General features: G+C 42.6%; 31 protein-coding genes and 1 riboswitch. Of the genes, 26 read left to right on the top strand and 5 right to left on the bottom strand.

All coding sequences use genetic code 11. From position 1 onward, the window contains the following. The first annotated feature begins 44 nt into the window (after positions 1–44). Positions 45–896 carry a DegV family protein gene (locus tag BLR15_RS05470; RefSeq protein ID WP_092985476.1) on the top strand — a complete coding sequence of 284 codons (852 nt, stop codon included), beginning with the start codon at positions 45–47 and terminating at the stop codon, positions 894–896. A gap of 14 nt (positions 897–910) precedes the next feature. On the opposite strand, the gene BLR15_RS05475 is transcribed toward BLR15_RS05470, so the two are convergent. Further along, on the bottom strand, positions 911–1,357 hold the full coding sequence (locus BLR15_RS05475; protein ID WP_176754067.1) for a MarR family winged helix-turn-helix transcriptional regulator: 447 nt from the start codon (positions 1,355–1,357) through the stop codon (positions 911–913). Between the two features lie 309 nt (positions 1,358–1,666). On the opposite strand from BLR15_RS05475, the gene BLR15_RS05480 reads away from it, so the two are divergent. From BLR15_RS05480 to BLR15_RS05490, 3 genes are all read left to right on the top strand, one after another. Continuing rightward, entirely contained in the window at positions 1,667–3,010 is a 1,344-nt protein-coding gene (locus BLR15_RS05480) for a hemolysin family protein (protein WP_092985480.1), read from the top strand. 231 nt (positions 3,011–3,241) lie between these two features. Then, complete coding sequence (locus tag BLR15_RS05485; protein ID WP_092985539.1) at positions 3,242–3,529, top strand: hypothetical protein; 288 nt, start codon at positions 3,242–3,244, stop codon at positions 3,527–3,529. 10 nt (positions 3,530–3,539) lie between these two features. Then, positions 3,540–3,854, top strand: coding sequence for a hypothetical protein (locus BLR15_RS05490; protein ID WP_092985482.1), 315 nt, complete (start codon positions 3,540–3,542; stop codon positions 3,852–3,854). 31 nt (positions 3,855–3,885) lie between these two features. Here the strand turns inward: BLR15_RS05490 and BLR15_RS05495 are convergent, their stop codons facing one another. After that, entirely contained in the window at positions 3,886–4,143 is a 258-nt protein-coding gene (locus BLR15_RS05495; RefSeq protein ID WP_092985484.1) for a GlsB/YeaQ/YmgE family stress response membrane protein, read from the bottom strand. A 195-nt stretch (positions 4,144–4,338) separates the two neighbouring features. Between BLR15_RS05495 and BLR15_RS05500 the strand changes: the two genes are divergently transcribed. The 6 genes from BLR15_RS05500 to recQ all read left to right on the top strand — a co-directional run bounded on the left by BLR15_RS05500 (position 4,339) and on the right by recQ (position 9,995). Continuing rightward, positions 4,339–4,905, top strand: coding sequence for an anthranilate synthase component II (locus BLR15_RS05500; RefSeq protein ID WP_176754068.1), 567 nt, complete (start codon positions 4,339–4,341; stop codon positions 4,903–4,905). Positions 4,906–4,907: 2 nt separating this feature from the next. Beyond that, positions 4,908–6,608: an aminodeoxychorismate synthase component I gene (pabB, locus tag BLR15_RS05505; protein ID WP_092985489.1), complete on the top strand. Its 1,701-nt coding sequence runs from the start codon at positions 4,908–4,910 to the stop codon at positions 6,606–6,608. Between the two features lie 4 nt (positions 6,609–6,612). Beyond that, a complete protein-coding gene (locus BLR15_RS05510; RefSeq protein ID WP_092985491.1) occupies positions 6,613–6,822 on the top strand; it encodes a hypothetical protein in 210 nt (69 codons plus the stop codon). Between the two features lie 17 nt (positions 6,823–6,839). Continuing rightward, positions 6,840–7,097, top strand: coding sequence for a hypothetical protein (locus BLR15_RS05515; RefSeq protein WP_092985493.1), 258 nt, complete (start codon positions 6,840–6,842; stop codon positions 7,095–7,097). Next, positions 7,094–8,035 carry a 5-oxoprolinase subunit C family protein gene (locus BLR15_RS05520; protein ID WP_092985495.1) on the top strand — a complete coding sequence of 314 codons (942 nt, stop codon included), beginning with the start codon at positions 7,094–7,096 and terminating at the stop codon, positions 8,033–8,035. Before BLR15_RS05515 ends, BLR15_RS05520 begins: the two co-directional genes overlap by 4 nt. Positions 8,036–8,168: 133 nt before the next feature. Further along, the gene (gene recQ / locus BLR15_RS05525) at positions 8,169–9,995 is read left to right on the top strand and encodes a DNA helicase RecQ (RefSeq protein ID WP_245696620.1); all 1,827 of its coding nucleotides are present in this window, start codon (positions 8,169–8,171) and stop codon (positions 9,993–9,995) included. 50 nt (positions 9,996–10,045) lie between these two features. Here recQ and BLR15_RS05530 read toward each other — a convergent pair whose 3' ends face one another. After that, positions 10,046–10,906 (bottom strand): DMT family transporter, encoded by an 861-nt coding sequence (locus BLR15_RS05530; protein WP_092985497.1) that lies wholly within the window; start codon positions 10,904–10,906, stop codon positions 10,046–10,048. A 381-nt stretch (positions 10,907–11,287) separates the two neighbouring features. On the opposite strand from BLR15_RS05530, the gene nrdI reads away from it, so the two are divergent. The 14 genes from nrdI (at position 11,288) to BLR15_RS05595 (ending at position 23,758) form a co-directional block, all read left to right on the top strand. Beyond that, positions 11,288–11,695, top strand: coding sequence for a class Ib ribonucleoside-diphosphate reductase assembly flavoprotein NrdI (nrdI, locus tag BLR15_RS05535; RefSeq protein WP_092985543.1), 408 nt, complete (start codon positions 11,288–11,290; stop codon positions 11,693–11,695). Continuing rightward, on the top strand, positions 11,658–13,763 hold the full coding sequence (gene nrdE, locus BLR15_RS05540; RefSeq protein WP_092985499.1) for a class 1b ribonucleoside-diphosphate reductase subunit alpha: 2,106 nt from the start codon (positions 11,658–11,660) through the stop codon (positions 13,761–13,763). The genes nrdI and nrdE overlap by 38 nt, the downstream gene beginning before the upstream one ends. A gap of 20 nt (positions 13,764–13,783) precedes the next feature. After that, a complete protein-coding gene (nrdF, locus tag BLR15_RS05545; protein WP_092985501.1) occupies positions 13,784–14,752 on the top strand; it encodes a class 1b ribonucleoside-diphosphate reductase subunit beta in 969 nt (322 codons plus the stop codon). A 158-nt stretch (positions 14,753–14,910) separates the two neighbouring features. Beyond that, positions 14,911–15,039, top strand: a riboswitch (FMN riboswitch). 118 nt (positions 15,040–15,157) lie between these two features. Next, positions 15,158–16,195: a bifunctional diaminohydroxyphosphoribosylaminopyrimidine deaminase/5-amino-6-(5-phosphoribosylamino)uracil reductase RibD gene (gene ribD, locus BLR15_RS05550; protein ID WP_245696622.1), complete on the top strand. Its 1,038-nt coding sequence runs from the start codon at positions 15,158–15,160 to the stop codon at positions 16,193–16,195. Further along, positions 16,196–16,387, top strand: a complete 192-nt coding sequence (locus BLR15_RS14235) for a hypothetical protein (protein ID WP_245696624.1) — start codon at positions 16,196–16,198, stop codon at positions 16,385–16,387. Positions 16,388–16,432: 45 nt separating this feature from the next. After that, positions 16,433–16,834, top strand: coding sequence for a riboflavin synthase family protein (locus tag BLR15_RS14240; RefSeq protein WP_245696625.1), 402 nt, complete (start codon positions 16,433–16,435; stop codon positions 16,832–16,834). Continuing rightward, the gene (ribB, locus tag BLR15_RS05560; protein ID WP_092985503.1) at positions 16,827–18,008 is read left to right on the top strand and encodes a 3,4-dihydroxy-2-butanone-4-phosphate synthase; all 1,182 of its coding nucleotides are present in this window, start codon (positions 16,827–16,829) and stop codon (positions 18,006–18,008) included. Before BLR15_RS14240 ends, ribB begins: the two co-directional genes overlap by 8 nt. Positions 18,009–18,010: 2 nt before the next feature. Further along, positions 18,011–18,478, top strand: a complete 468-nt coding sequence (ribH, locus tag BLR15_RS05565) for a 6,7-dimethyl-8-ribityllumazine synthase (RefSeq protein ID WP_092985505.1) — start codon at positions 18,011–18,013, stop codon at positions 18,476–18,478. Positions 18,479–18,545: 67 nt separating this feature from the next. Then, a complete protein-coding gene (locus tag BLR15_RS05570; protein ID WP_092985507.1) occupies positions 18,546–18,950 on the top strand; it encodes a FixH family protein in 405 nt (134 codons plus the stop codon). A gap of 76 nt (positions 18,951–19,026) precedes the next feature. Next, the gene (locus BLR15_RS05575; RefSeq protein WP_092985509.1) at positions 19,027–19,710 is read left to right on the top strand and encodes an SDR family NAD(P)-dependent oxidoreductase; all 684 of its coding nucleotides are present in this window, start codon (positions 19,027–19,029) and stop codon (positions 19,708–19,710) included. A 131-nt stretch (positions 19,711–19,841) separates the two neighbouring features. Next, positions 19,842–20,810: an ABC transporter permease gene (locus tag BLR15_RS05580; protein ID WP_092985511.1), complete on the top strand. Its 969-nt coding sequence runs from the start codon at positions 19,842–19,844 to the stop codon at positions 20,808–20,810. Then, positions 20,803–21,762, top strand: a complete 960-nt coding sequence (locus BLR15_RS05585; protein WP_092985513.1) for an iron chelate uptake ABC transporter family permease subunit — start codon at positions 20,803–20,805, stop codon at positions 21,760–21,762. The genes BLR15_RS05580 and BLR15_RS05585 overlap by 8 nt, the downstream gene beginning before the upstream one ends. Beyond that, the gene (locus BLR15_RS05590; protein WP_092985515.1) at positions 21,759–22,568 is read left to right on the top strand and encodes an iron ABC transporter ATP-binding protein; all 810 of its coding nucleotides are present in this window, start codon (positions 21,759–21,761) and stop codon (positions 22,566–22,568) included. Before BLR15_RS05585 ends, BLR15_RS05590 begins: the two co-directional genes overlap by 4 nt. 107 nt (positions 22,569–22,675) lie before the next feature. Continuing rightward, a complete protein-coding gene (locus BLR15_RS05595) occupies positions 22,676–23,758 on the top strand; it encodes a siderophore ABC transporter substrate-binding protein (RefSeq protein ID WP_092985517.1) in 1,083 nt (360 codons plus the stop codon). Between the two features lie 58 nt (positions 23,759–23,816). On the opposite strand, the gene murB is transcribed toward BLR15_RS05595, so the two are convergent. Beyond that, positions 23,817–24,755 carry a UDP-N-acetylmuramate dehydrogenase gene (murB, locus tag BLR15_RS05600; protein ID WP_407927584.1) on the bottom strand — a complete coding sequence of 313 codons (939 nt, stop codon included), beginning with the start codon at positions 24,753–24,755 and terminating at the stop codon, positions 23,817–23,819. 164 nt (positions 24,756–24,919) lie between these two features. Between murB and BLR15_RS05605 the strand changes: the two genes are divergently transcribed. Continuing rightward, positions 24,920–25,810, top strand: a complete 891-nt coding sequence (locus BLR15_RS05605; protein ID WP_245696629.1) for an EMYY motif lipoprotein — start codon at positions 24,920–24,922, stop codon at positions 25,808–25,810. Positions 25,811–25,819: 9 nt separating this feature from the next. Here BLR15_RS05605 and BLR15_RS05610 read toward each other — a convergent pair whose 3' ends face one another. Next, positions 25,820–26,059 carry a hypothetical protein gene (locus BLR15_RS05610; protein ID WP_092985523.1) on the bottom strand — a complete coding sequence of 80 codons (240 nt, stop codon included), beginning with the start codon at positions 26,057–26,059 and terminating at the stop codon, positions 25,820–25,822. 103 nt (positions 26,060–26,162) lie between these two features. On the opposite strand from BLR15_RS05610, the gene ytxJ reads away from it, so the two are divergent. Further along, positions 26,163–26,483, top strand: a complete 321-nt coding sequence (ytxJ, locus tag BLR15_RS05615) for a bacillithiol system redox-active protein YtxJ (RefSeq protein WP_092985525.1) — start codon at positions 26,163–26,165, stop codon at positions 26,481–26,483. Positions 26,484–26,582 lie beyond the last annotated feature (99 nt).

Here is a 26,582-nt window from a genome sequence, read left to right on the forward strand (position 1 = left end):
TCATCATGCTACACTTAACCTGATATGCAGTGAGGAGGAAAATTGTGAAAAAATATGCGATTGTGACTGATTCCGCATCCGGCCTGGAACAATCCTTTATCGAGGAGCATGACATCAAAGTACTGCCGATGTCTGTCATCGTCGATGGGATTGCATACAAAGACGGTGTGGATAAATCTGTCACAGAGATTTATAACCTATTGAAAGAAAGTGGGGAAGGCGCTAAAACCTCACAGCCGACAATCGGTGAATTCATGGATATATACAAAGAGATAGAACAGGATGACCAGTATGATTCTGTAATTTCAATCCATGCATCCAGCGAACTGACAGGCACTTACCAGAGTGCACTCAGTGTTTCTAAAGAAATTTCCAAACCGGCTGTCGTCATCGACTCCAGAATTGGCAGTTATCCGATGAGGAAAATGATCATGCGCGTGGTTGAAGGCAGGAAAAATGGAGAAACACTGGAAGATGTTGAAGCGGAGATTGCAAATATGATTAAAAATACGCAGCTTTATCTACTGCCGCACAGTTTTTCCCAACTGAGAAAAAGCGGGCGGGTGTCTGCATCACAATCCGTGCTTGCAACATTATTGCAGGTACAGCTCAAGCTTGAGTTTGAAGAGGGCAAAGTGATTGTGGGACATAAAGTAAGAACGAAGAAAAAGATGATTTTACACGTTCTGCAGATTTTGGAAAACCATGTGAAGGATGACGCGATAAAAACATTGGCGATTGTCTATGCCGGACATGAATCGCTGGCGTCAGAGTGGAAAAAAACCATCCACGAACGACTGCCCAACCTGAATCTGGTATTTGAACCGCTTGTCCCTGTCGCCGGCGTTCACGTCGGTCACGGCACAGTAGGGTTCGGATTGGTCAAGGGACAATAAAAATAACTCAGCCGTCATGGCTGAGTTATTTTTAATTTATTTAAATCTGAACTTATCAGTTTAAGTGTTTCAAGAAGCTCATCATTCTGTTCCCGGCTCATTGAAAGATGCTCGGTGAATAATGAAAATCTATGTCCGATTTTCTTTTCTAGATTTTTGCCTGTCTCAGTTGCTGTTACATATACATGGCGTTGGTCGTAGATGTCTTTTTCACGCTTGACATACCCCAGATTTTCAATTCTTTTGATCAGTGGAGATATTGTCGCATTGTCGAGCTGAAGTAATTCTGCTATCGTTTTAAGGTTCAGCTTTTCATGTTTCCATAAAAGAGTCAAAACCAGATATTGTGTATATGTCAGATCAGTATCGTGCAGAACGTGATTGGAATAGAAGCGGTTCACTTGTCGCTGTATATTGTATAGATTGAAACAAAGGCGTTCATCTAAATTAGAATAACACATTACTACACCACCTTTAATTTTTACAAGTATCATTATAAGATAAAAGTATATGCGTTTTCAATACATATTTCAATGTGTAAAAATATTTACAAATTTAAGTGGTTGGATTTAATAGTAAATTTGCCATCATCTATGGTAAGATACTCTTAATAATTAACTTTTGGTGGAGGTGACTGCAATTGGGAAGGCGATTTTGAAAACTGAATTATTACTTACGCTGTTAAGTGGTGATCATATAAATATAATTCATTCAATATTGCACAATCGTGGTCAAAAATTACCGGAGGTGAATCCCTTTCAGGGAACATTTTGGATATATCAACCTTAATAAACTTAATTTTATTTATAATATTAATATTACTGACGATGCTCTTCGTAGGATCGGAATTCTCGTTGGTAAAAGCAAGGCAATCACGCCTGGACAATCTTATAGATGAAGGAAACAAAAAAGCGGTTTTAGTAAAATCGATGACACAGAAGCTGGATTATTACTTATCGGCCTGTCAGCTGGGTATTACAGTAACGGCATTAGGTCTTGGGTGGATTGGTGAATCGACGTTCGAAGTGATTCTTCATCCATTTTTTGCATTTATAGGCGTACCTGAAGACTTAACGACACCGCTTGTTGTGGCGTTCGCTTTTGCGATAGTCACTTTCATCCATGTTGTAGTGGGTGAGCTGGCACCGAAGACAGTCGCAATCCAATATGCCGAACAGATGGCGATGACGTTTTCAAGACCGATGTATTTTTTCGGAGTAATCATGAAGCCCCTGATCTGGTCGATGAACGGTACATCAAGATTTTTACTGAGACTTGTCGGTTTTAAAGATATGCCGACAGAACAGGCACACTCTGAAGAAGAATTGAAAGTCATCATGACAAATAGTTATCAGAGCGGTGAGATCAACCATACCGAACTCGCCTACATGCAAAATATCTTTTCATTCGATGAAAGACTGGCAAAAGACATCATGGTGCCGAGGACACAGATGATTACACTGACCGAGCCCATAGAGATTGATGATGTACTCGAGGCAGTCCAGGAACACAACTTTACACGTTACCCCGTCACGGATGACAGCGGCGATAAAGATCAGATCATCGGTTTTATCAACGTGCGTGAATTTTTAACCAACCACGTGTCCAACAGCAACGTCGGACCGGATAACTATATACATGAAATTCCTTTGATCACTGAAGTATCACGCATCAGTGATGCATTGATAAAAATGCAGCGTGAACGTGTGCATATCGCATTGATCATCGACGAGTACGGCGGAACCGCGGGCATGATCACCATGGAAGATATTCTTGAAGAAATCGTCGGTGAAATCAGAGATGAATTCGACGAGGATGAAGTGCCCGACATCGTAAAAGTGGAAGACAACATCTATCATATTAACGGGCGTGTATTGATTGATGACATCACTGACGACTTCGGTATAGAATTCAAGGACAGTGAAGACATCGATACCGTCGGCGGCTGGATGCAGAGCATCAATGCAGATATCGAAGTCGACGATTATATCAATACTGAAAAAGACAAGTGGATTGTTCTGGAGACAGATAACCATACGATCAAACAGGTGGCCCTCATGAAAGGCTACAACATCGTCCATGATGGTGAATCAGAAACTGACAAAAACAATTAAAAAGTAAATGACAGAGACCGCCGGATATTTGACGATGCCGGCGGTCTTTATTATGTGGATGAGACTGTGATGAATCCGATAATCTTGACTGATTTCCGTGACTCGATCGCCGCTGGAGTGTTCATTGTCAGTTATCGGTCGTTTTATTTGAAATTAACAGCGTGGGGACATGATTTCAGCCAATTTAATGATAAAATAAAAGTAATAATTAAATCCTATGAGGTGAGGGGTATGGGGATTTTTGAATTTCTGATTGCCACGGTACCGGTCGCATTGTTTTTCTCAGTACCGTTGTATGCGATAAAACGGCGTTCGGACCAGAAGGACGACCGGCTGAAGATTGATCACATCCGTGAGCAGAAGGAGCTGGAACAGGTCCGTCAGGAAAACTATCTGCTTGAGAATAAACAGATGCGTCTTGAATTGGATAAGATCAAGGAAGAAAGAGCATTGAAGGAACGTAACGGGCAAAAGAAGGACAGATGGCTGATAGAGGAAAGTAAAGAACGTGAATTGTAGGTGTTGAAAAATGGGATTTTTTGATGTCATCATGGGACTGGTCGGCCTGGGCGGTCTCGGTATTTTAAGTATTGCAGGTATAGCATTTTATGCGATAACAAGGGACTACAACCAGGAAAAAGAGAAGTTGCAGTTGAAAAAGATACGGGAAGAGCGGAAACTGGAACAGATCAAACAGGAAAATTATTTATTGGAAAATGAAGATATGCGTCTTGAACTGGATAAGATCAAAGAAGAACGGCTGCTGACACAAAAGAAAAATGATGAAAATAAGCGCTGGCTGATCCGGGAAACAAAATATGACAAAGAAAAGCCTGAGAATTGAATATTCTCAGGCTTTACACTGTATAGTGCCATTAGGCTTTGCTGCCGCCGATTGCTTTCATTATGAATGATACGACCAATATGAGAATAATTGCGCCGATCAGGCCGCCGATCAGACTCACACCGCCAATTTCAGGTCCTATGCCAAGGCCGAGTGCATTACCTATTGAAGCACCGACCAGGCCGGCAATGATATTACCGATGATACCGAATGGTACATCTTTACCAAGTATTCCTCCGGCAATCCAGCCAATCAGACCGCCGACGATAAGTGTTATAATCCAACCCATGATAATATCCTCCTTAACAATTTAAAATAATATAAAAAACATTTAATCAAATCACTTTCTAAAAGATAAGTACCCTTTTATAAACTTTTTTAATCATAAATGAGGATGGAAGCAAAAGAACAAATATTAACATTAAATGATATATGCTAAAATATAGGAAAACAAAAGGAATACGAAACGATTATGAGAATATTGATGATAGATAATTACGATTCATTTACATATAATCTTGTCCACTATATGGAAAGTAATCCATATGAAGTGGAAATTATGATAAAAACACCGCATGAACTGCATGAACTGTCGATTGATGAAGAAAATATCATCGGCATGGTCATCTCACCTGGCCCTTCCCATCCGAAAGACAGGCAGGATGTGATAAATTTTGTTGAAGAGAATTGGGGGACTGTGCCGATATTCGGAATCTGTCTCGGTCACCAGATGCTGTGGCATATGACCGGCGGTGACGTCATCCGGGGAGAAAGACCGGTTCATGGGCATACATATGATATAAGGCATTCGGGAAGCGGTATATTTGAAGACGTCCGACAGCCATTGACGGTGACAAGATATCATTCTCTTGTGTGTGCGGGGGAAAGCACGGAATTTAATGTGACTGCACAATCTGACGATGGTGTGAACATGGCCATTCAGCATAAAAATCTGCCGATCTACGGTGTCCAGTATCATCCTGAGGCGATTTTATCGTCGGACGGCAAAAAACAGTTATTCAATTTTATCAAAATAGCATTGGAGGCCTAGAAGTGCAGGTACATGCCAAATTTAAAAAACATTCACAGGTGGAGGATTTGTATTTTACGGATCCCATTCTTGTCATGACAGAAGAGACGCACAGCCTTCATGAAGCTTTGACGGCCGCGGAAAAATATATGAAAGACGGTTATTATGCGGTAAATGCCATCACATATGAGTCGTTCGACCGGGAAAACGAACAGTTCATCATCGGCATCTTTTCCGGCACCGTGGACTACGGAAAGTTCATATCCGAGAGGGTAACGACAACATATGAAATGACCGAGCCCGAGTTTACGGAAACACGCGATCAGATCATTAAAAATATCGAACAGGTCAGGGAGTATATACGTGACGGCCATACTTACCAGGTCAACTACACGACGAGACTCACGGGCAGATTTACCGGCGACGGCCATACTTTGTTTGAAACGCTGATGTCTTCGAATAATGGGGACTATGCGATGTATATAGAATATGGTGATGAGCAGCTCGTCAGCTGTTCTCCCGAACTGTTTTTCGAAGTGGATCAGTACAGGACGATTCGTACGCGGCCGATGAAGGGCACCGCGCCCCGCGGCAGAAACGAAAAAGAAGATGAGGACAACCGCCGTTTTCTGAAAGCGTCCAAAAAGGACCAGGCTGAAAATGTGATGATAGTGGATCTGCTCAGAAATGACATCTCCAAAGTGGCTGCGAAAAACAGTGTGAACGTACCGAAACTGTTCACGATAGAAAAATATGCCACGGTCTTTCAAATGACTTCGACGGTGGAGGCGGCGCTTGCCAGTGATATGAACATCACTGATATAATGGACGGCCTGTTCCCGTGCGGTTCCATAACCGGGGCACCGAAGCTTTCGACGATGAACATCATCAACGCCCTGGAATCGACACCGAGGGAGTATTACTGCGGCACACTCGGAATCATGTATCCGGGCGGGGAATGTGTTTTTAACGTCCCAATCAGAACGCTGTACATAAAAGGCGGGGAGTATGTGTATGGTGCCGGAGGCGGCATTACATACGACTCAAATCCCGCTTCAGAATATGATGAGATCGTCGATAAGACCGCATTCTTAAAAAAGGCGCAGTTCGAGCTGATAGAATCGATGCGACTTGAAAACGGCCATGTGCCGCGCCTTCAGTATCATGTGAACCGGCTGGCATCATCGGCCGGGGCTTTTGGTTATAAGACAGCCGATCTGCAAGGTGCCGTCCAAAACTATATAGAGACAAAAGCGGATTCTGCAGGCCTATTTAAACTGAGGGCGACATTGAACCGGTCCGGCAGCCTGAACTTATCCCATGCCCCGATTGACGATGCAGAAGAGGCACCGGCGATTTTAAGTGAAGCGCCGATCAGCGCACCGCCTGAATTTATTGAGAATAAAACGACGGTAAGGTATCATTACAAAATACCAAACAATGATTTCAACATCGTTTTATATTATAATGGACAACAACAGCTGACCGAGTTCAACATCGGCAACGTCGTAATTTCAGAGAATGATGAGTTATATACGCCATCAGAGCAGACAGGAATTTTAAAAGGTGTGATGAGACAATCTCTGCTGGATGACAAAATGATTCAGGAAAGAGATTATTCACTCGATGAGTTTATCGGGAAATATGAAGAGGGCCGGATTTCTGTCTTTTTGATCAACAGTGTCCGTGGCTGGCTTAAGATCAGACTTACAATACAGAGGTGAAAAAATGATAACTTTTTTACTGATAATACTGCTCGTCGGTATCGTCTTATTTACGCATTTTGTAGTGACATATTTAATAGATAATGAATTGAAGATAATTGGTGTATTGGTCGGTTTTGTCGGTCTGATCGTGGCCATTATCATCACATATTTTATCATTACGAATATTACCGAGTTTGTGACGGCTGAGTTAGACTTTTTCTATAATAACTAGTATTTAGGAGGACAAGGATGTTTTTTGCTAATGGTGATCATGCGGTTACATATCAACAGAACGAAGTCATCGACCCGTTAGTGCTTAAACGGCTGACTAATGCGTTCAACACTGACACACACCAATATCTGACAGAGATCATTACAACCGAGAATACTTTGACTTTCATGTATGAGCCGGTCAGAGTGATGGAAAGTCACGATACTATAGAGCCCTCGGGGCTGGTAGTCGAAGAAGCGGAAAGATTTTTAGTTGAAAAGGGGTTTTTAAAGTGAGTTTGATCATTCAGGACAGCGGTCTTTTTTCAATCGTCCAGTCACTGGATAAGCGGTCCTCACCGGACGGCCAGGAATTCAAAGGTGCCTGTGACAGGCTTGCCCATCAGCTGGCCAACCAGCTCGTCGGCAATAAAAAGGATGAGCTGACAATAGAAATGACCGTGAAACCGGCAGTCATTAAATTCACCGAGCCGACGATCATCGCTTTTTCGGGTGCGGAATTTACCGGACGGTGCAACAACCAGGAAGTCCTTCCGAACAGAATATACCTTTTCGACCGGGGGGATGTCTTAAAGTTTGTGGACACACCGAGGGGCAACAGAATATATCTTGCCGTTGCGGGCGGCATCGAAGTCGAAGGCTCCAATATTTTAAAGTCCGGTGACGAAGTGATCATGTGCCGTGATTATACTTTCCAGCATGATGAACTTTTCAATATGCTCCGCAATAGAAACATGGTGAGCTGGGGAGTGGATACATACTCCCTTGTTGAAATATATATATCCGATCTTTTTCATGTTGTCAGGAGGCCGGATATCAGCGATGAAGTATACGACCGGCTGGAAAGCGCGGAATTTACCGTATCAAAAGAAAAGAACAGAGTGTCCCTCTACCTGGAAGGAAAACATCTGGATACCGACCGGTCGAAAGTCACTCATCCGGGCATTAAAGGCGGCGTGTATATCGCTGCTGGAGAACCGGTGCTTGCGCTCAATGATTTTGACCAGCCGACGACAGCGGAGCATATAGGGACCATCCCTTCATATCATATGCACAAACTGTCACAGAAGCGGCGCGGTTCAAAAGTTAAATTCAAAGTGATCGACTGTGACGATGCACATGCGAATCTGTATGCACAGGACTTATGGGTGAAAAGCCTTTTCAAAGCGATTGATTACCGCTTATCCAAAGAGCTCGTCAAAGATAAAATGTAAAGTGAAACATCTGGAGTACTTCCAGATGTTTTTTTTATAGAAAATATCATTAATCCAACAAATCACCCTGAAAATCAGGTATAATATATATCATTAATTATTGAGACTTCAGTTTTAAACGGTGGGATAAAGTATGATAGAGACGACATTACAAAAGTATTTTGGCTTTAAAACATTCAGACCTAAACAACGTAATATTATCAACTCTGTTAAGAATGGAGAAAATACCCTTGGTGTTTTACCTACCGGTTCAGGTAAATCGCTTTGTTTTCAAGTACCCGGATTGGAACTGGTAGGCATCACCCTGGTAATATCTCCGCTGATTTCCCTGATGAAAGACCAGGTGGAAGACTTGAACCGGATCGGCATCCCTGCAGAGTATTTGAATTCCACTTTGAAAAAAAGCGAAATAGAAAGCCTTATGCAGGACGGGCTGAAAGGGCGTTATAAATTTTTATATGTCGCACCCGAGCGTTTTAACAATGAAGAGTTCTGCAAATTTGTCAGGAAACTTGATATACCTCTGGTCGCATTTGATGAAGCGCACTGTATCTCCAAATGGGGCCATGATTTCAGACCAAGCTATCAGGAAGTCATACCGGCCATCCAGTCACTGATTCCTGAAGCGACTTTCGTGGCTCTGACTGCCACTGCGACAGAAGAAGTCCAGGAGAATATCCAGGAATTATTAAATATCAAAGATGAACATGTAGTCCTCCAGAGCATAAAAAGGGACAACCTGCATCTGACTGTCAATAAGACATATCAGCGGGAACAGTTCATCCTCTCGTACATAGAAGAGCGTAGGCATATGTCAGGAATCGTCTATGCAGCAACAAGGGCCGAAGTCGAAAAGATTTCATCATACCTTAAAGATAAGAATATAGATAACGTAATTTATCATGGCGGTCTCAGCAAAAAAGAACGTGATGACAACCAGCATGCATTCGTCTCGGATCTTGTGAATATTGTTGTTGCCACAAATGCTTTCGGGATGGGAATCAACAAGCCGGATATCCGTTTCATCATCCACAACAATCTGCCGGGCGATGTTGAAAGCTACTATCAGGAAATCGGACGTGCAGGGCGTGACGGCAAGGTGAGTGAATGTATACTGCTGTCGAGTGAGAGGGATGTCAATCTTCACCAGTTCTTCATTGACCGATCGAACGGCACCGATCAGCATAAAGACCATATGCGCAGCAAACTGGACAAGATGATCCAGTATAACAGGACATCGAAGTGTCTGATGAGCTTCATGGTCAAATATTTCGATGCAGACGAATATGTCAGGTCATGCGGACACTGCGTGAACTGTCTGAGTGATGACCGTACTTATAATATGAAAGATGAAGCGAAGACCGTCCTGAATCTGATCCAGGATACCGATGAACCGCTGACAAAAGAGCATATCATCCAGGTTCTGAGGGGCGAGAGAAGTGAAAATGTGCTTTTCAACGGATTAGACAAATCGGCATATTTCGGACTCATGGGGAACTATCTGACCGGAGAATTGCACCACATACTGGATGAACTCATTTTAAACGGGCATGTGCATTATAAGGATGAGCACCTGCAGCTGGTGGATCTCAGTTTCTATATATTAAAAGAGAACAAGGATATATACACGGTCCCTTTCAGAAAACAGTTCAAGGAGAAAGTGAACATTTCCACGGCATCTTCACCAAATGAGATGCTGTTCCAGAAACTCATGGGCAAAAGAGCATCACTTGCTGAAAAGTACAGGGTGGATGAAGAGAGCATATTCAGTGACTCTACACTGAAGGAGTTTGCAAGGAAGCTGCCGGCGTCAAAGCAGGACATGGTACACCTTGCAGGTGTGGGGAACTATAAGCTGAAACATTACTGCCCGCACTTCCTGAAAGTGATCAGGCAGCACAAGGAACATCTTGCCGCCCACAATAAAAACACAAATCAAAAGTCACCGCAGAAAAATTAAAAATAACGATCAAATTCACTTTTGAATTGATCGTTATTTTAATGATTGAATCAGAATTCCTCTTTAGGTGCACGGTTTTTCATGAACATGTAGTAGCTGGCACCGAAGATGACGAAGTATCCGATGACAGAAAGTATATCCGGCACTTCATTCAGAATGAAGATACTCAGCAGTGCAGTGAAAAGGATCGTAGAATAGAAAAATATCGATATTTCCCTGGCCGGTGCAAAGCTGTATGCGATCGTCAGCCCAAACTGGCCGGAGGCTGCAAATACACCTGCAAGAATCAGCATGATCCACTGTTCGAAAGTCATCGACTCATATTGGAAGATGAAAAAGGGGAGCAGTGCCACTGTTGAAAAGCCTGAAAAATAAAATACGACTGTATAGAACTTTTCACGGCTGCCGAGTACGCGCAGTACCGTATAGGCGCCGGCGGCAAGAATCGCGCCGAGTATTCCGAGCAGGGCGTACACAGTATCGCTCGACATGGACGGCTTGATAATGAATACGGCACCGGCCAGAGCGACGATGATTGAAATCATCTGATATCTTCTTATGTATTCCTTTAAAAATATCGCACATAAAAGAATGGTGAAGAAAGGACTTAGTTTGTTCAAAATTTCCGCATCACTTAAAACCATGCGGTCGATGACGAAAAAGTTGAGCAGAACTCCAAGCAGTCCCAGACTTGATCTGAGCAGCAGCAGTCCCTGATTCTCCTTATGGCCGAAAAGCTTTTCCTTATGATAGATGACGAGTCCAAGGGCAATGACCATGGATATGAAATTTCTGAAGAAAGTTTTTTGGACAGTCGGCAAGTCTCCGCTGTATTTCACAAAAAAGGACATGAGGCTGAACCCCAGTGAGGAAATCAACAGGGCGATAATGCCTTTTGTAGTATTGCTCATAAAACATCATAGCTCCTTATTCTACTCTTGCATTAAATTTCATTAAAAATAATGTAAATAAAAACGCGAAAAAAATTATTAAATATTCACTGACTCAGTATATCATAGATATCCCAACGATTAGATGAATTATTTGACAGAAATAAGCGTTGAAACTTAATGAAATTCCAGTGTTTTACCATTGATAAATTATTTTTATTGTGGCAAGATAGAACTTAACAAAACAAGATATGGTGTACTGAAAATTTCGGGAACACCATATCTTGTGTTAAATTAAGATAAAGTACCGTTTGTTGAAAAGACGCAAATGGTTGGAATTATTTCGAACGTATGTTCGATTTCTTCATTTTATGGTATCATTTAAGGAGGGAGATGGATGGTATGCTGATTGCATTCTACTCCATGACCGGCAATGTCAGGCGATTTGTAAACGGGACTGATATTGGAGATCAATTTGAATTATACGAGATTAAAGCAGACAACCAAAATGAAAAGATTGCAGAACCTTATATACTTGTCACGAGCACTTATGGATTCGGCGGCGTACCGGCTCCGGTGGAACGTTTCCTGGACGTTAATCACGAGGGGATGCAGGCTGTGGCTTCCAGCGGGAACCGCAACTGGGGAAACAACTTTGCAAAAGCGGGAGAACACATCCGGCTGAAATACAATGTACCGCTGTTGATGAAGTTCGAACTGCACGGCACCGAAGGCGAAAGAGAATTATTTAAAGAGAAGGCAGGGAGTATTCATGAAAGTATTGGACGAGAAGAAGTACAATCATATTGAACTCAATAACGAAGTGACGAAGCGGGATGAAACAGGTTTCTATCAGCTCCATAAAGATCTGGAAGCACTGGAAGTATTTATGGAAGAAGTGAAGGACAAGACGATTCATTTCGATACAGAGCTTGAGCGTCTGCACTACCTTGTGGACAACGACTTCTACTATGACCTGTTCGAGGAATATACAGAAGAACAGGTGACTGAAATTGTAGACTATGCGGATTCACTTCCATTTAAATTCAAGAGCTACATGGCAGCAAGCAAGTTCTTCAAAGATTATACTCTGAAGACAAACGATAAGAAGCAGTATCTGGAAGATTACAAACAACATGTTGTGATTGTGAGCCTGTATTTGTCGAAAGGCAGTGTTGACCAGGCGAAACGTCTGATCAATTCCATGATTGAACAGCGCTATCAGCCTGCGACACCGACATTTTTAAATGCCGGACGCTCACGCCGCGGCGAGATGGTATCATGCTTCCTGCTTGAGGTGGATGACAGCCTGAACTCTATCAACTATATCGACTCGACTGCAAAACAGCTGTCGAAGATCGGCGGCGGTGTGGCAATCAACCTGTCCAAACTGCGTGCGCGCGGTGAAGCGATCAAAGGTATTGAAGGTGTGGCAAAAGGGGTGCTCCCTGTAGCAAAAGCACTGGAAGGCGGATTCGGCTATGCCGACCAGCTCGGCCAGCGTCCGGGTGCAGGTGCGGTTTACCTGAACATCTTCCACTACGATCTGCCTGAATTCCTGGACACTAAAAAAGTGAACGCAGATGAAGACCTGCGTCTGTCCACGATTTCAACAGGTCTTGTGATTCCGTCCAAGTTCTTTGATCTTGCTGCTGAAAACGAACCGTTCTACCTGTTTGCACCGCATACGGTGGAAAGAGAGTACGGAGAGACTCTGGACGATATGAATATTGACGAAATGTATGACCAGCTCGTCGCAAATGATAATGTCAAAAAGCGTAAATTTGATGCACGCGATATGCTGAACACGATTGCACAGACGCAGCTGCAGTCAGGCTATCCTTATATCATGTTCAAAGACAATGCGAATAAAGTGCACCCGTTGAAGGATGTCGGAGATGTGAAAATCAGTAACTTATGTACTGAAATCTTCCAGCTGCAGGAAACTTCGACAATCAACGACTATGGTGTCGAAGATGAAATCAGAAGAGATATTTCATGCAACCTCGGTTCACTGAACATCGCAAACGTCATGGATTCGAAGAAAGTCCGTGAATCCGTCCATGACGGCATAGAAGCACTGACAGTCGTAAGTGACGATACTGCGATTGCAAATGCGCCTGGCGTCAAGAAGGCAAACGATGAACTACACTCTGTCGGACTTGGTGCGATGAACCTTCACGGTTATCTGACGAAAAATAAAATTGCTTATGAATCAGAGGAAGCAAAAGATTTCGCGAACGTCTTCTTCATGCTCCTCAATTACTATTCACTGGAAAAATCTATGATGATTTCAATGGAACGCGGCCAGACGTTCAAAGATTTCGAGCGTTCCGATTATGCGACAGGCGAGTATTTCGACAAATACGTCAACAACTCGTATGAACCCGTTACAGATAAAGTGAAGCCTTTATTCGAAGACATTTATATTCCGACGAAGGAAGACTGGGCGGAACTGCGTGACCAGGTGAAGGAAAAGGGTCTTTACCATGCCTACCGTCTGGCCATTGCGCCAACTCAGAGCATTTCCTACGTACAAAACGCGACAAGCTCGGTAATGCCGATTGTGGATACGATTGAGCGCAGAACTTACGGCAACTCGGAAACATTCTACCCAATGCCGTTCCTGTCAAAAGAGAATATGTGGTTCTACAAGAGCGCGTTCAATGTCGACCAGATGAAATTGATTGATCTGATTGCAACCATCCAGGAGCATATCGACCAGGGAATCAGTACAATCCTTTACGTGAACTCGGAAATTTCAACGCGTGAATTATCAAGACTGTACATTTATGCGCACCATAAAGGTCTTAAATCACTGTATTACACAAGAAATAAATTGCTCAGCGTTGAAGAATGTACAAGTTGTTCAGTTTAAAAGATAAAGGAGTCTTATAAATGATAGCAGTTAACTGGAATAAAGAAGATGATATGACCAATGTATTCTGGCGTCAGAACATCTCCCAGATGTGGGTGGAGACAGAATTCAAAGTATCGAAAGACCTAAGTTCATGGTCAGGCATGTCTGATAACGAGAAAGACACTTTTAAAAAGGTATTGGCAGGACTTACTGGACTGGACACGCACCAGGCGGATGACGGTATGCCGCTCATCATGCTGCATACGGATGACCTGCGTAAAAAGGCCGTATATTCATTTATGGGGATGATGGAGCAGATTCATGCAAAATCATACTCCCATATCTTCTCGACACTGATTTCATCCAAAGAGACGGATGAACTGCTTGACGTGTGGGTGTTGAATAACGAACATCTGAAATACAAGGCAGATAAGATCGTGAGCCGTTACCATAAGCTGTTCGACAAAAATGCATCTTTATATGATCAGTACATGGCACGCGTTGCGTCCGTATTCCTGGAATCATTCCTGTTCTACTCAGGTTTCTACTACCCGTTGTATCTGGCGGGGCAGGGCCGTATGACGACAAGCGGGGAAATCATCCGTAAAATACTGCTGGATGAATCCATCCACGGCGTATTCACCGGACTTGATGCCCAGACGATCAAACCGCAGCTCACGCAGGAAGATCAGGAACGTGCGGATAAAGAAATGTATGAACTTCTCGAGGAGCTTTATGCGAACGAGCAGGAGTACACTAAAGAACTTTATGACAAAATCGGTCTGACTGAAGATGTGATGAACTATGTCACCTACAATGCGAATAAAGCACTTGCAAACCTCGGATTTGAACCTTATTACGAAGAAAAAGGATTCAACCCGATCATCGAAAATGCCCTTGATACGTCCACGAAGAACCATGACTTCTTCAGTGTCAAAGGTGACGGGTATGTGCTTGCACTCAATGTCGAGCCGTTACAGGACGAAGACTTTGTATTTGAAGATTAATTGAAGTGAATATAAAAATCACCCTGCCGGGAATTTTTTGCCGGCAGGGTGATTTTGTATGTCTGCAGCTGGTTTCTCTGAATTTGTCCGGTAAAAATCATTAGGTTGACAATTCCTACGATTGGTATATGATTAATATAGAGTTTTTCAACTGAATATAATTCTTTCGGGGCAGGGTGTAATTCCCAACCGGCGGTTAAAGCCCGCGACCTGTACGCGTCCTGCGTATGGCTGATCCAGTGGAAACCTGGAGCCGACAGTTAAAGTCTGGATGGGAGAGAGAATGTTGCAAGCGTATATGATACGTTTATTTTGTGCTGATTATATACAGCGCATTATTTAGCATACAAATTTTGAAGCGCCGATGATTTTTTCATCGGCGTTTTTTTGTTCAGGAGGGAAAACTTGAGTATTTATATGGACAAAGCGATTGCCGCGGCGGGTATCGCCGGCGGCCAGACAAAAAAGAATCCGACGGTGGGTGCAGTCATTGTAAAGGACGGTGTCGTCATCGGAATGGGGAGCCATCTTTTAATGGGAACTGACCATGCCGAAGTGCAGGCGATAAAGTCCTGCATCGAAGATCCGGCCGGGGCCGATATTTATGTGACACTGGAACCATGTTCGCATCATGGCAGAACACCGCCCTGTACAGAAGCGATCATCAATGCAGGGATTAAAAGGGTGTTTTATGCAGTGCAGGATGAAAACCCAAAAGTTTCCGGCCATACGGTTCTGGAAGATAAAGGTGTGACTGCAATTCACCAGCCTCATGAAAAGTCGGAAGCGATTTATGACGGATTTTTCAATCACCTGTCCAGAAAGCGGCCGAATGTCACTTTGAAAAGTGCGGTCAGCCTGGACGGTAAACTCGCTCTTGATAATGGCACGAGCAAGTGGGTCACGAATTCAGAATCACGTAAAGATGTCCAGTATCTCAGGCACAGCCATGACGCCATTCTGACAGGCGGCGGAACGCTCCTCGGCGATAATCCGCGTCTGACTGCAAGGATAGAGGGTGGCGGCAATCATCCGAGACCGGTTATTCTGCTTGGCGGCAGCCTGCTTGAGGACGGTCTTGAAATTGAGTCGCATCCAAACAAGCCTGTCGTCTTTACAGATAACATTGAAAATAAAAAGTTCAGCGGAAAATATCATATTGAATACGGTCAATTTTCCAATGGTGAAATATTGGATATACTTTACCGGGATTATGATATCAGCAGCATTTTAGTCGAAGGCGGTTCGAAAACACAGACTGCCTTCATCAAGGAAGAATTATACGATCAGATCATCATATATATTGCCCCGAAATTATTTGGTAGGTCAAAACATGAATTGTTTCAATCATCATTTACAGCGATGGAAGAAGTCATTCATTTAAAACTTACAGACGTCGAAAAACTCCAGTCAGATTTAAAATTGACATACAGGAGGAATTAGATGTTTACAGGACTGATAGAACAAAAAGGCACAGTGCTTAAAGTGGACAGCACTGTGGATGATACAGAATTTACAATAAACAACGACGGCTTTGAAGATTTAAAAGAGGGTGACTCGATCGCTGTAAACGGAGTATGCCTGACAGCTTACGAGATTACAGAGCATACGTTCAAAGTCACAATGATTAATTAGACGAAAAGAATCACGAGCCTCAAAGATGTAAATGACGGCGCAGCAGTGAACCTGGAGCGCGCATTGAAATTATCCGACCGCCTCGGCGGCCACCTTGTGAGCGGCCACGTGGATGACACTGGTACAATCACTAAAATTTCACATGACGGCAACGCCGTTGTCATGACGATAAAGTGCCCCCATCATCTGATGAAATATATGGCGGATAAAGGATCCGTGACGATTGACGGCATCAGCCTGACTTTATTTGAAGTGGACCATGAAGAAGGAACGTTTACACTGAATTTAATTCCTGAGACGATTGAACGTACAATTTTAGGAAACAGAAGTGTACAGGATACAGTGAATATAGAGGCAGACCAGATCATCAAACACATCGAGCATCTTCTGCAGCACGGCGATCTCGACATGACAAAATTAAGTAAAGCGGGTGGTCCCCATGTTTGATTCAATCACTGAAGCGATAGATGCGCTGAAGAAAGTCGAATTGATCATCGTTGTCGATGACGAAGACAGGGAAAACGAAGGTGATCTTGTCGGAATTGCCGAATATCTGAATCCGGAAGCCATCAACTTCATGGCCACATACGGCAGAGGGCTGATCTGCACACCGATGTCAGAAAACATTGCCCGAAAACTGGAATTGCCGCCAATGACCGATGACAACAGCGATCCGCACTCGACGGCATTCACAGTATCGGTCGACCATCATACCACGACTACAGGCATCAGTGCTTTTGAACGTTTTGACACGATAAAGGCTTTAATCGATGACGAATCCGAACCGGCGCACTTCAATATGCCGGGACATATATTCCCGCTTGTTGCGAAACCCGGCGGCGTAATAGAAAGGATGGGCCACACGGAAGCATCGGTGGATCTGAGTAAATTGGCCGGCGCGAAGCCTGTAGGTGTCATCTGTGAAATCATGAATGATGACGGCACCATGGCGAGAGTGGACGACCTGAAAAATTATAAAAGTGAACATCAGTTGAAAATGATCACGATAGAAGACTTGAAAAAATATATTTTAAAAGAACAGAGAGTGATGCTTGACAGTGAAGTCAAGCTGCCCACACCTTTCGGCACATTTAAAATGCACGGTTTCAAAGATAAATTGACCGGAGAAGAACATGTTGCACTTGTTCACGGCGATATCAGGCAGAACATGAATGTCAGAATCCATTCGGAATGCCTTACAGGCGATGTCTTTCACAGTTCGCGCTGTGACTGCGGTGAACAGCTGGAAAAAGCGATGAAGATCATCAGCGAAGAAGACGGCATCATTTTATATATGCGCCAGGAAGGCAGAGGCATCGGCCTATTGAATAAGTTGAAGGCGTATGAACTGATAGAACAGGGTTTTGATACGGTCACGGCAAATGAACATCTCGGTTTTAACGCGGATCTGAGGACTTATGATGCCGCAGCCGGCATGCTGAAAATACTGGGGCTGAATGAAGTGACCCTGCTCAGCAACAATCCTAAAAAGGCGGCGGGTCTCAGTGATGATGGTATTCGTGTAAACAGACGCAGTCATATAGTGGAAGCGAACATATACAATGATGATTATTTAAAAACTAAAAGAGAAAAACTGGGGCACCAGTTACAGGAGGACTAGAAATGAATACAATTCAAACGGCAATGACAGGTGAAGGATTGAAAATCGGCATAGTGGCGGGAAGATTCAATGATTTCATCACAAGCCAGCTTGTAAACGGGGCAGAAGGAGCACTGGTCAGCCACAAGGTCAAAAGTGATGACATCGACCTCGTATATGTACCGGGCGCTTTTGAAATACCGCTCGTTGCGAAAAAGATGGCAGAATCAGATAAATACGATGCAATCATCGCACTCGGCTGTGTCATCCGCGGCAGCACAACTCATTATGATTATGTATGTAATCAATCTGCTGGTGGAATACTGGAAGCGGGGCTGTCTACAGGCGTTCCGGTAATATTCGGAGTCGTCACAACAGAAAATATTGAGCAGGCGATTGAGCGTGCCGGAACAAAAATGGGTAACAAGGGAGTGGACTCCGCGAACTCAGCAATCGAGATGGCCAACCTGATGAGTGAATTAAAGTCATAAAATGTATAAAAATCAAAAATATCCTGCTCTGCAGTAATGTTATAGTATTGTGGAGAGGAGATATGATATGAATATTAAAACATTACTGCTGGCAGTGTTTGCCAGTGTATTTTTAGCAGCATGCAGTGACGGGGCAGACGATGAAATGAATCATGATGCACCTGAATCCGATGAAATGAGAACTCTGGATGTTGAATTATTCACACCTGACCATTTAATGTCCGGTGAGACTGTAGAAATGACGGCACATGTCACTTCCAATGATGAAGATGTGACAGAGGCAGATCACGTTATGTTCGAGATACAGGATGAAAATGAAGAGACGCTGGAGGAGATAACTGCCGAACATTCAGAGAACGGTGAATATACGGTGGAATATACATTTGACGAAACGGGCACTTATACTGTAATTTCTCATGTGGATGCATTCTCACTGCACACGATGCCAAGCTCTGAGGTTATTGTAGAGTAAAATCTGTGGACATTTATCTGTGTAATCGGATGTATATTTGGGTATACTAATGTTACAACAGTAACAGGAGGTTAACATGAGATTGGATGATAAGACTTATATAGTGGCGAATGCGACATCACCTCTTGGCTCTGATTTATCCAGACATCTTGCTGGTGCTGGAGCAAACTTGATACTGACAAGTTTGGATCATGTCGAACTGGATCAATTGCTGGAAGAAATAAAAAGCGAATCTACAGGACATCATAGTTCAGTTCTGCTGCAGCAGTCGAAAGAGATAGACTGGCTGAATGTGCTTTCGGAAATAGAGAAGGACTTTGACAGCCTTAACGGCATCATCCTCGTACACACTATTCATACGGAAAGTAAATCAATATATGACTTGGGTTTCGACGAATTCAGCGAAGTGGTGAACGAGCATATCTGGGGAACATACCTCGGCACAAGAGTGCTGCGTCCTTTATTGAAAGATGAGAGAGAAGCCAAAATCATCAACGTTATCGAACCGTCATTTGAAGAAATATACGAGCGCAATTTATATTACACGGTGACCGGCGCGATAGAGGCACTGACACATTCCACAGCAATTGAACTGAGCAAGGAAGATGTGGATGTGTACGCACTGAGTTACAGGCCATCATTTAAAGAGTCGATGGAAGAGTCGCTTGAAAGAGCGAATCCCGAGGCAATCGGCACTGTTATGGATATACTCTCCGGCAGTGATACACAGCCGACCGGGGAAACGATCATCATTAATTAATTAAAAGACTACCTTTGAACAGGTAGTTTTTTATTGGGAATATTAACCGTCACGCTTGAAAAACGGCTTATAGGGTGTATAATAATAATTACGCTCGTAATGATAATCATTATCAGTTAAGGATGGTGGAAATGGCAAAAAAATTATTTCGTCTTGATATTCTGATTATCATACTTATAGTTTTATCTATAATTTCTATGTTTGTAGGAGTAATTCCACTATCTATAAATGAGATATTTAGTTTATCAGAGCAGCAGAAAAACATATTGGCATCCAGTCGATTTCCAAGAACGATTTCGATTATTATTGCCGGAGCTTCGCTTGCAGTCAGCGGTCTGATCATGCAGCAGCTCACAAGAAACAAATTTGTTTCGCCGACAACTGCCGGCACGATGGACTGGGCACAGCTTGGTATTTTAATCGGTATCATATCATTCCCGGCCATTAATCTTTTCGGCAGACTTGCATTTGCATTAATACTGTCCATGTTCGGTACATTATTGTTTATGCAGATTATTACACGGATTAAACTTAAAGACGTGATTTTCGTTCCTCTTATAGGGCTGATGCTCGGCGGTGTGGTTTCAAGTATTGCAACATTCATCGCACTCAGAACGAATACACTGCAGATTATTACAGGCTGGATGCATGGCAGTTTCTCAACAGTTATATCAGGCAGATATGAGATTTTATACATAAGTATTCCACTGCTCATTGTCGCAATCCTTTTTGCAAACCAGTTTACGGTTGCCGGCATGGGCGAAGACTTCTCCAAAAACCTTGGTATGAACTATACAAGAATTTTATACACCGGATTATTTATCACCGCAGCAATTACAGCACTTGTTGTTGTAACAGTCGGTATGCTGCCATTTCTCGGGTTGATCATACCCAATATCGTTTCAATGTTCAGGGGAGACCATCTCCAGAAGACGATATATTTAACCGCAGTTTTAGGTGCGATTTTTGTGATGATCTGTGATATTTTAGGCAGAATCCTCATTTATCCATATGAAATCTCAGTCGGTTTGATGATTGCTATATTTGGCAGCTCTATCTTCTTGTGGATGATATTCAGGAGGGTCAGGGCGGATGCTTAAAGATAGAAAAAACAGACTTCTCTTAGTGCTGTCAATTGTAACGGCCATAGCCATCACTTTTTATATGTTCTTCCAGATTGATTTTGATATTCTTTTCTATCAACTGCCGTCAAGAGGAAGGCGTATAATCGCGATGGTCATTGTCGGGGTCGCAATTGCAGTGTCTACAGTGATTTTTCAGACTATCGTTAAAAACAGAATCTTAACACCTTCAATCATGGGTCTGGATTCTGTCTATGTTTTCATACAGACATCGATTGTATTTATCGCAGGCGTGAGTTCTCCATTTTTACTGAACTCACATTTCAACTACTTTCTCAGCCTGGGCCTGCTGACATTGTTTACACTTTTCGTTTTCAAGTATTTATTTAAACTGACGAAAAGCAATGTATTCATCCTGCTTTTGATCGGTATCATATTAGGTACCTTTTTCGGCAACCTGTCGACATTCATGCAGCAGCTGATCAGCCCGGATGACTTTCTGGTGCTCCAGAATACACTGTTTGCATCATTCAACGTGGTCAATGAAGACCTGATGCTTTTGACAGCGGTCATCCTTGTCATTATGCTGATCATCGTATTGAGAGATTTCCATTCCCTCGATGTGCTGGCACTCGGCCGGGACGGCGCGATAAATCTTGGTGTAAATTACGATAAGAAAGTTTCGCAGCTGCTCGTCATTGTGGCAATACTTGTGTCGGTTTCTACAGCACTGGTCGGTCCGATCATGTTTCTCGGTCTGCTGGTCGTAAATATCGCACATGAACTATTTAAAACATATAAGCATATATATTTGATCGTCGGAACATCTTTGATCAGCATCATTGCTTTGGTTATCGGTCAGATGATTGTACAGTTCGTTTTCCAGAACAGTGTAGAAATCAGTGTTATAATTAACTTGGTTGGTGGCGTTTACTTTATTTATTTAATGCTTAGGAGGGGACGCGAATGATTAGCGTCAAAGGAATCACAAAGTTGTATGGTGACAAAAAAGTGGTTGACGATGTGTCTTTATCAATAGCAAAAGGCAAAATCACTTCTTTGATCGGCCCGAACGGAGCAGGAAAAAGTACTGTGTTATCAATGATTACCCGATTGCTGGACAATGACAGCGGCGAAGTGCTGCTTGAGGGCGACAATATTTTCACCCAGCCCAACACGGAGCTCGCGAAAAAGATTTCAATTCTGAAACAGTCGAACCACCTTGAACTTAAAATTACAGTCCGTGAACTGATAGCATTCGGACGTTATCCATATTCCAAAGGCCGTCTGACAAAAGACGACCATGCACTGATCGATGAGGCAATCAATTATATGGAACTTGAACAATTCGAGGACCGGTATATAGATGAGCTTTCAGGCGGTCAGAGACAGCGTGCATACATCGCAATGACAATCGCACAGGATACGGAATATATTTTCCTGGACGAGCCGCTCAACAATCTGGATATGAAACATTCGGTACAGATTATGCAAATATTGAGAAGGCTCGTACGCGAAAGGAACAAGACGATCATCATCGTCATTCACGATATCAACTTTGCATCTTGTTATTCAGATAATATAGTTGCACTCAAAGACGGCGAAGTTGCAATCAGCGGTACAAAGAACGAAGTGATCAAAAAAGATATACTTGAAGATATTTATGAAATGGAAATAAACATCGAATGTATTATGGGCCATCAGATCTGTATTTATTTTGATGAGCATGCCGATGCTACAGTGGATGACTTTGTTAAAGAACAGGCACAGATATAAATGCTGCTTCAAACTTTAAGGAGGTGATGGACTAAAATCGGATGTAATCATAGTAGTATTTTTTAGTGGGGGCTAAAAATCACTATTATTTGGAAAGAGGTAAAGGAATGAAATTAAGAAATCTATACTTAATGTTAACATTTGCACTTGTTTTAGTATTGGCAGCGTGTGGTAATTCAGATGGCGGAGATGACAGTGATTCTTCTGCGGGCGCTGAAGAATCTGCGGAAGAAGGTTCAGAGGAAACTGTAAGTTTTGAAAACACATTTGAAGTATCACCAGGAGACGGCGAAGACCGTGGCGCAGAAGGCGAAGAGGTGTCTGAGACGATCGAAGTACCAAAAAATCCCGAAAAGGTTGCTATTTTTGACCTTGGTGTAGTGTCCACTTTCCAGGCACTTGGTCTGGAAGAAAACATAGCAGGTCTGCCTAAAGGTGAAGGAAACGGATCATTATCTGATACATTGTCAGAATTCGAATCCGATGAATATGCGAACCTTGGCGGACTGAAAGATCCGGACTTCGAAGAAATCGCAAGAATCCAGCCTGATGTCATTATGATCCATGGCCGCCAGGCAACAGAAAACAACTTGGCAGAATTTGAAAGAGTCGCACCTGATGCGGATATTGTGTATGTTGCTGCAGATAATGCATCATACTTTGAAGATATCCAGGAAATGACTCAGCTTATCGGTGAGTTATACGGCGAGGAAGAAGCGGCAGACACTTTGGTTGAAGATATGAATAACAGAATAGAAGAAGTAAGCAGTAAAGTAGATGAAGTTGAAGATAATTCTATGTTGTTCATCCAGACAAATGGCGAAAGCTCTGTTTCATTCCACGGTACAGGTGGCAGATTTGGTTACCTTTACGATACATTCGGTTTTAGTTCTGCCGATGAATTTGATGATGCAAGTGATTCTCACGGTTCACAGGTGAACTATGAGTTCATAGCGAATGCCGACCCAGCCCTGATGTTTGTAATGGACAGAGGTGCGGTAGCCGGCGGTGGGGAAGCGACACCGGTTGATACACTGATCAACTCGACTACTGAATCAGCAACCGCTGTACAGAACGAGAATATTTTCTCACTTGACCCGCAGGTATGGTACTTGAATGCGGGCGGTTACGAAACCGGCATGATTCAAATTGATGAAGTTGAAGAGGCAGTAGACAGCCTGACACAATAATAAATGAAAAAGGATCCGTAAATTACGGATCCTTTTTTGTATGCAGTTTTATTGATGTTTATTTATGTCTGTCTACTCTTTTGTAAACAGGTTCTCCGATGACTCTCACTTCTGTATCGAGTTCGATGCCGTAATTTTCCTGTACTGTGTTTTTGACGAAATTGATCAGTTCTTCGTAATCGCCTGCAGTGCCGTTATCCACATTGACCATGAATCCTGCGTGTTTCTTTGAAACTTCAACGCCGCCGATGCGATGGCCCTGAAGGCCGCTGTCCTGTATCAGTTTTCCAGCGAAATTGCCGGGCGGTCTTTGGAAAACACTGCCGCATGAAGGGTATTCGAGCGGTTGTTTGCTTTCTCTCCGTTCGGTCAAATCGTCCATTATGGCATTGATATCTTCAATTTTAGCAGGTGTCATCTTAAATCTCGCTTCTAAAATCACATAATTATTTTCCTGGATGATGCTTCGCCGGTAAGCAAGTTCCAGTTCTTCGTTCGACAACGTCAGCAGTTCTCCGTACTCGGTTGCGACTGTGGCTTCGAGCAGACAATCCTTCACTTCTCCGCCGTAGGCCCCGGCATTCATATAAATCGCGCCGCCGACACTCCCGGGGATGCCGCAGGCAAATTCCAGACCGCTGACAGAATGGTCACGTGCGAATCGTGACACGTCGATGATTGCTCTGCCGCTGCCGACAGTGATTATATCATCTTCGATGTTCAGGTGGGTCAGGTCAAGAAGGTTTAATACGACCCCTCTGATGCCGCCGTCCCTGATGATGATGTTGGAGCCGTTGCCGAGGTACGTAACAGGAACATGATTCTCGCTGCAGTACTTCAGAACTTTACATGCGTCTTCAAAATCGCCGACAGTAATATAAAAATCTGCCGGTCCTCCCGTTTCGGTATAAGTGTATTTTTGTAATGGTTCATCAATTTTTATAGTCGAGTTATTTAAATGCATTTTCAAGTCTTGCCCGATCAGCTTCTTATCCACGATTACAAATCCTTTCGAAATTATGCTATTAATCATTATAAATGAATATACCCGAATTTGGAACTGAGACTCATGAAGTTTGTATACAAACAGTGAATATGATATATTTTTACTATAATTTTGCTTTTTGGTTCTATATAAATAAGGATGTGACTCTTTTGAAAGTGAAGCAGACGGTCACCTTTAATTTATTGCTTATTTTTATATTATTATTAAGTGCATGTGGCAATCGTTTAGCTGAAGAAACTGAAGAATATCAGCAGCAGATGGATGACATTTATACTATTAATAACGAATTAACTAATCATCTGGATAATATAGATAGTGATAAAATACAAAATCATATTTCTGATTTGGACACTGACTTTGAAAGTGATGAATTGGAAGAGATGATTTCAAAACTTGAAGGGGAGATATTACCGCTTGCGGAATCACTGAATACAAAAGTGGATGAAATGGAAGTAACCAATGAAGATATAGAAGACCACCATAATACTTTTGTGGAAAGTGCCCAGGTAAAATATGATTTCGCAGAGCAGCTGAGTGATTATTTAAGCACTTATCAGAACTCGGTTCAGGCAAGTGAACGGCTGATTGACCTCAGCCAGTCTTTTATGGATAATCAGAAAGAAAGAGATGACATTATAGAAAATGCTTCGGATAGTAAGGCTGAAGAGGAGATCAACACATTGATCGATCAGTTGAATTCAAACAGTGAAGAGCTTGATGAAGCATCCAAGATTCTCGAAGGTGATGAATCCATAGAGAGCAAACAGGAACAGATTGATGATGTCCTGCTGCCGATGCTTGATGAACATGTGGATTCGCTGAACCAGATTAATCTGTCCACACAGCAGGCCAACAGAGTACGGTCGGTCAGCCTTGAGATGTATTACGGATATATTTCTTATTATGAGGAAAGAAAAAACACGATGTCATACAATGAGAAGCTGCAAAATGTCCAGCTGCAGAATATATTATCGCTGCAGGAAAGCTATCAGAGGCTGGATGAGGACTATACAAAAGAATTGGAAGAATTAAAGAGTGGTGAATAAACGACCACTCTATATTTTTTTCTTTCCCTTTATCTGTGTTTCATATAATGGATGATCCGGATTGTTCTCAATCTTATTGATGAAGACGTTGCGTAATATCAGCGTGATGATCCATAATGCAAATACACCAAGCAGCATGTAAGAGACCGTCGCATTATTGTTGAAGTCCAGGAAAAATAGTATGACTACGAGAAACAATGCCAGGTTAACTGTATCAAGCATGTTCCAGCGTTTGATCGGTTTGTTCATAAGGTTCCCTCCAATTTTGAAAAATGTAATATGCAAAATATTGGATTTGCTATATAATTGATTTAATGATAGATTATACTAAGTTTAATAAGAAGGTGATGACATGTTGACCAAAATAACAAATATTGATTCATTTGATAAACTGTTAGATTCAAAACAATTTTTCTTCTTTCTTAAACATTCAAATACCTGTCCAATTTCTGCAGGAGCTTTTGAAGAATTTCAAAAATTCCACTATGAAAGAGATATCGATGGATACTATTTAATTGTACAGGACCACAGAGAACTATCCAACTATATTAGTGAAAAATACGATATTAAACATGAATCCCCACAGGCTTTTTACTTTGATGACAGTGAAGTGAAGTGGCATGATTCTCATGACAGAATAACATTGACAAACCTGGCTTCAGTAGAAGATTAAAGATAAGGGGCTGGGACAAAAAGGCTCCTGAAAACTAAGAAAAATGGCGATTCATCGATTAATTGAGATGAATCGCCATTTTTTATGTGATTTTTCAGA

Origin of the sequence: Lacicoccus qingdaonensis, from assembly GCF_900101075.1 — a bacterium.
GTDB classification, from domain to species: Bacteria; Bacillota; Bacilli; order Staphylococcales; family Salinicoccaceae; genus Lacicoccus; species Lacicoccus qingdaonensis.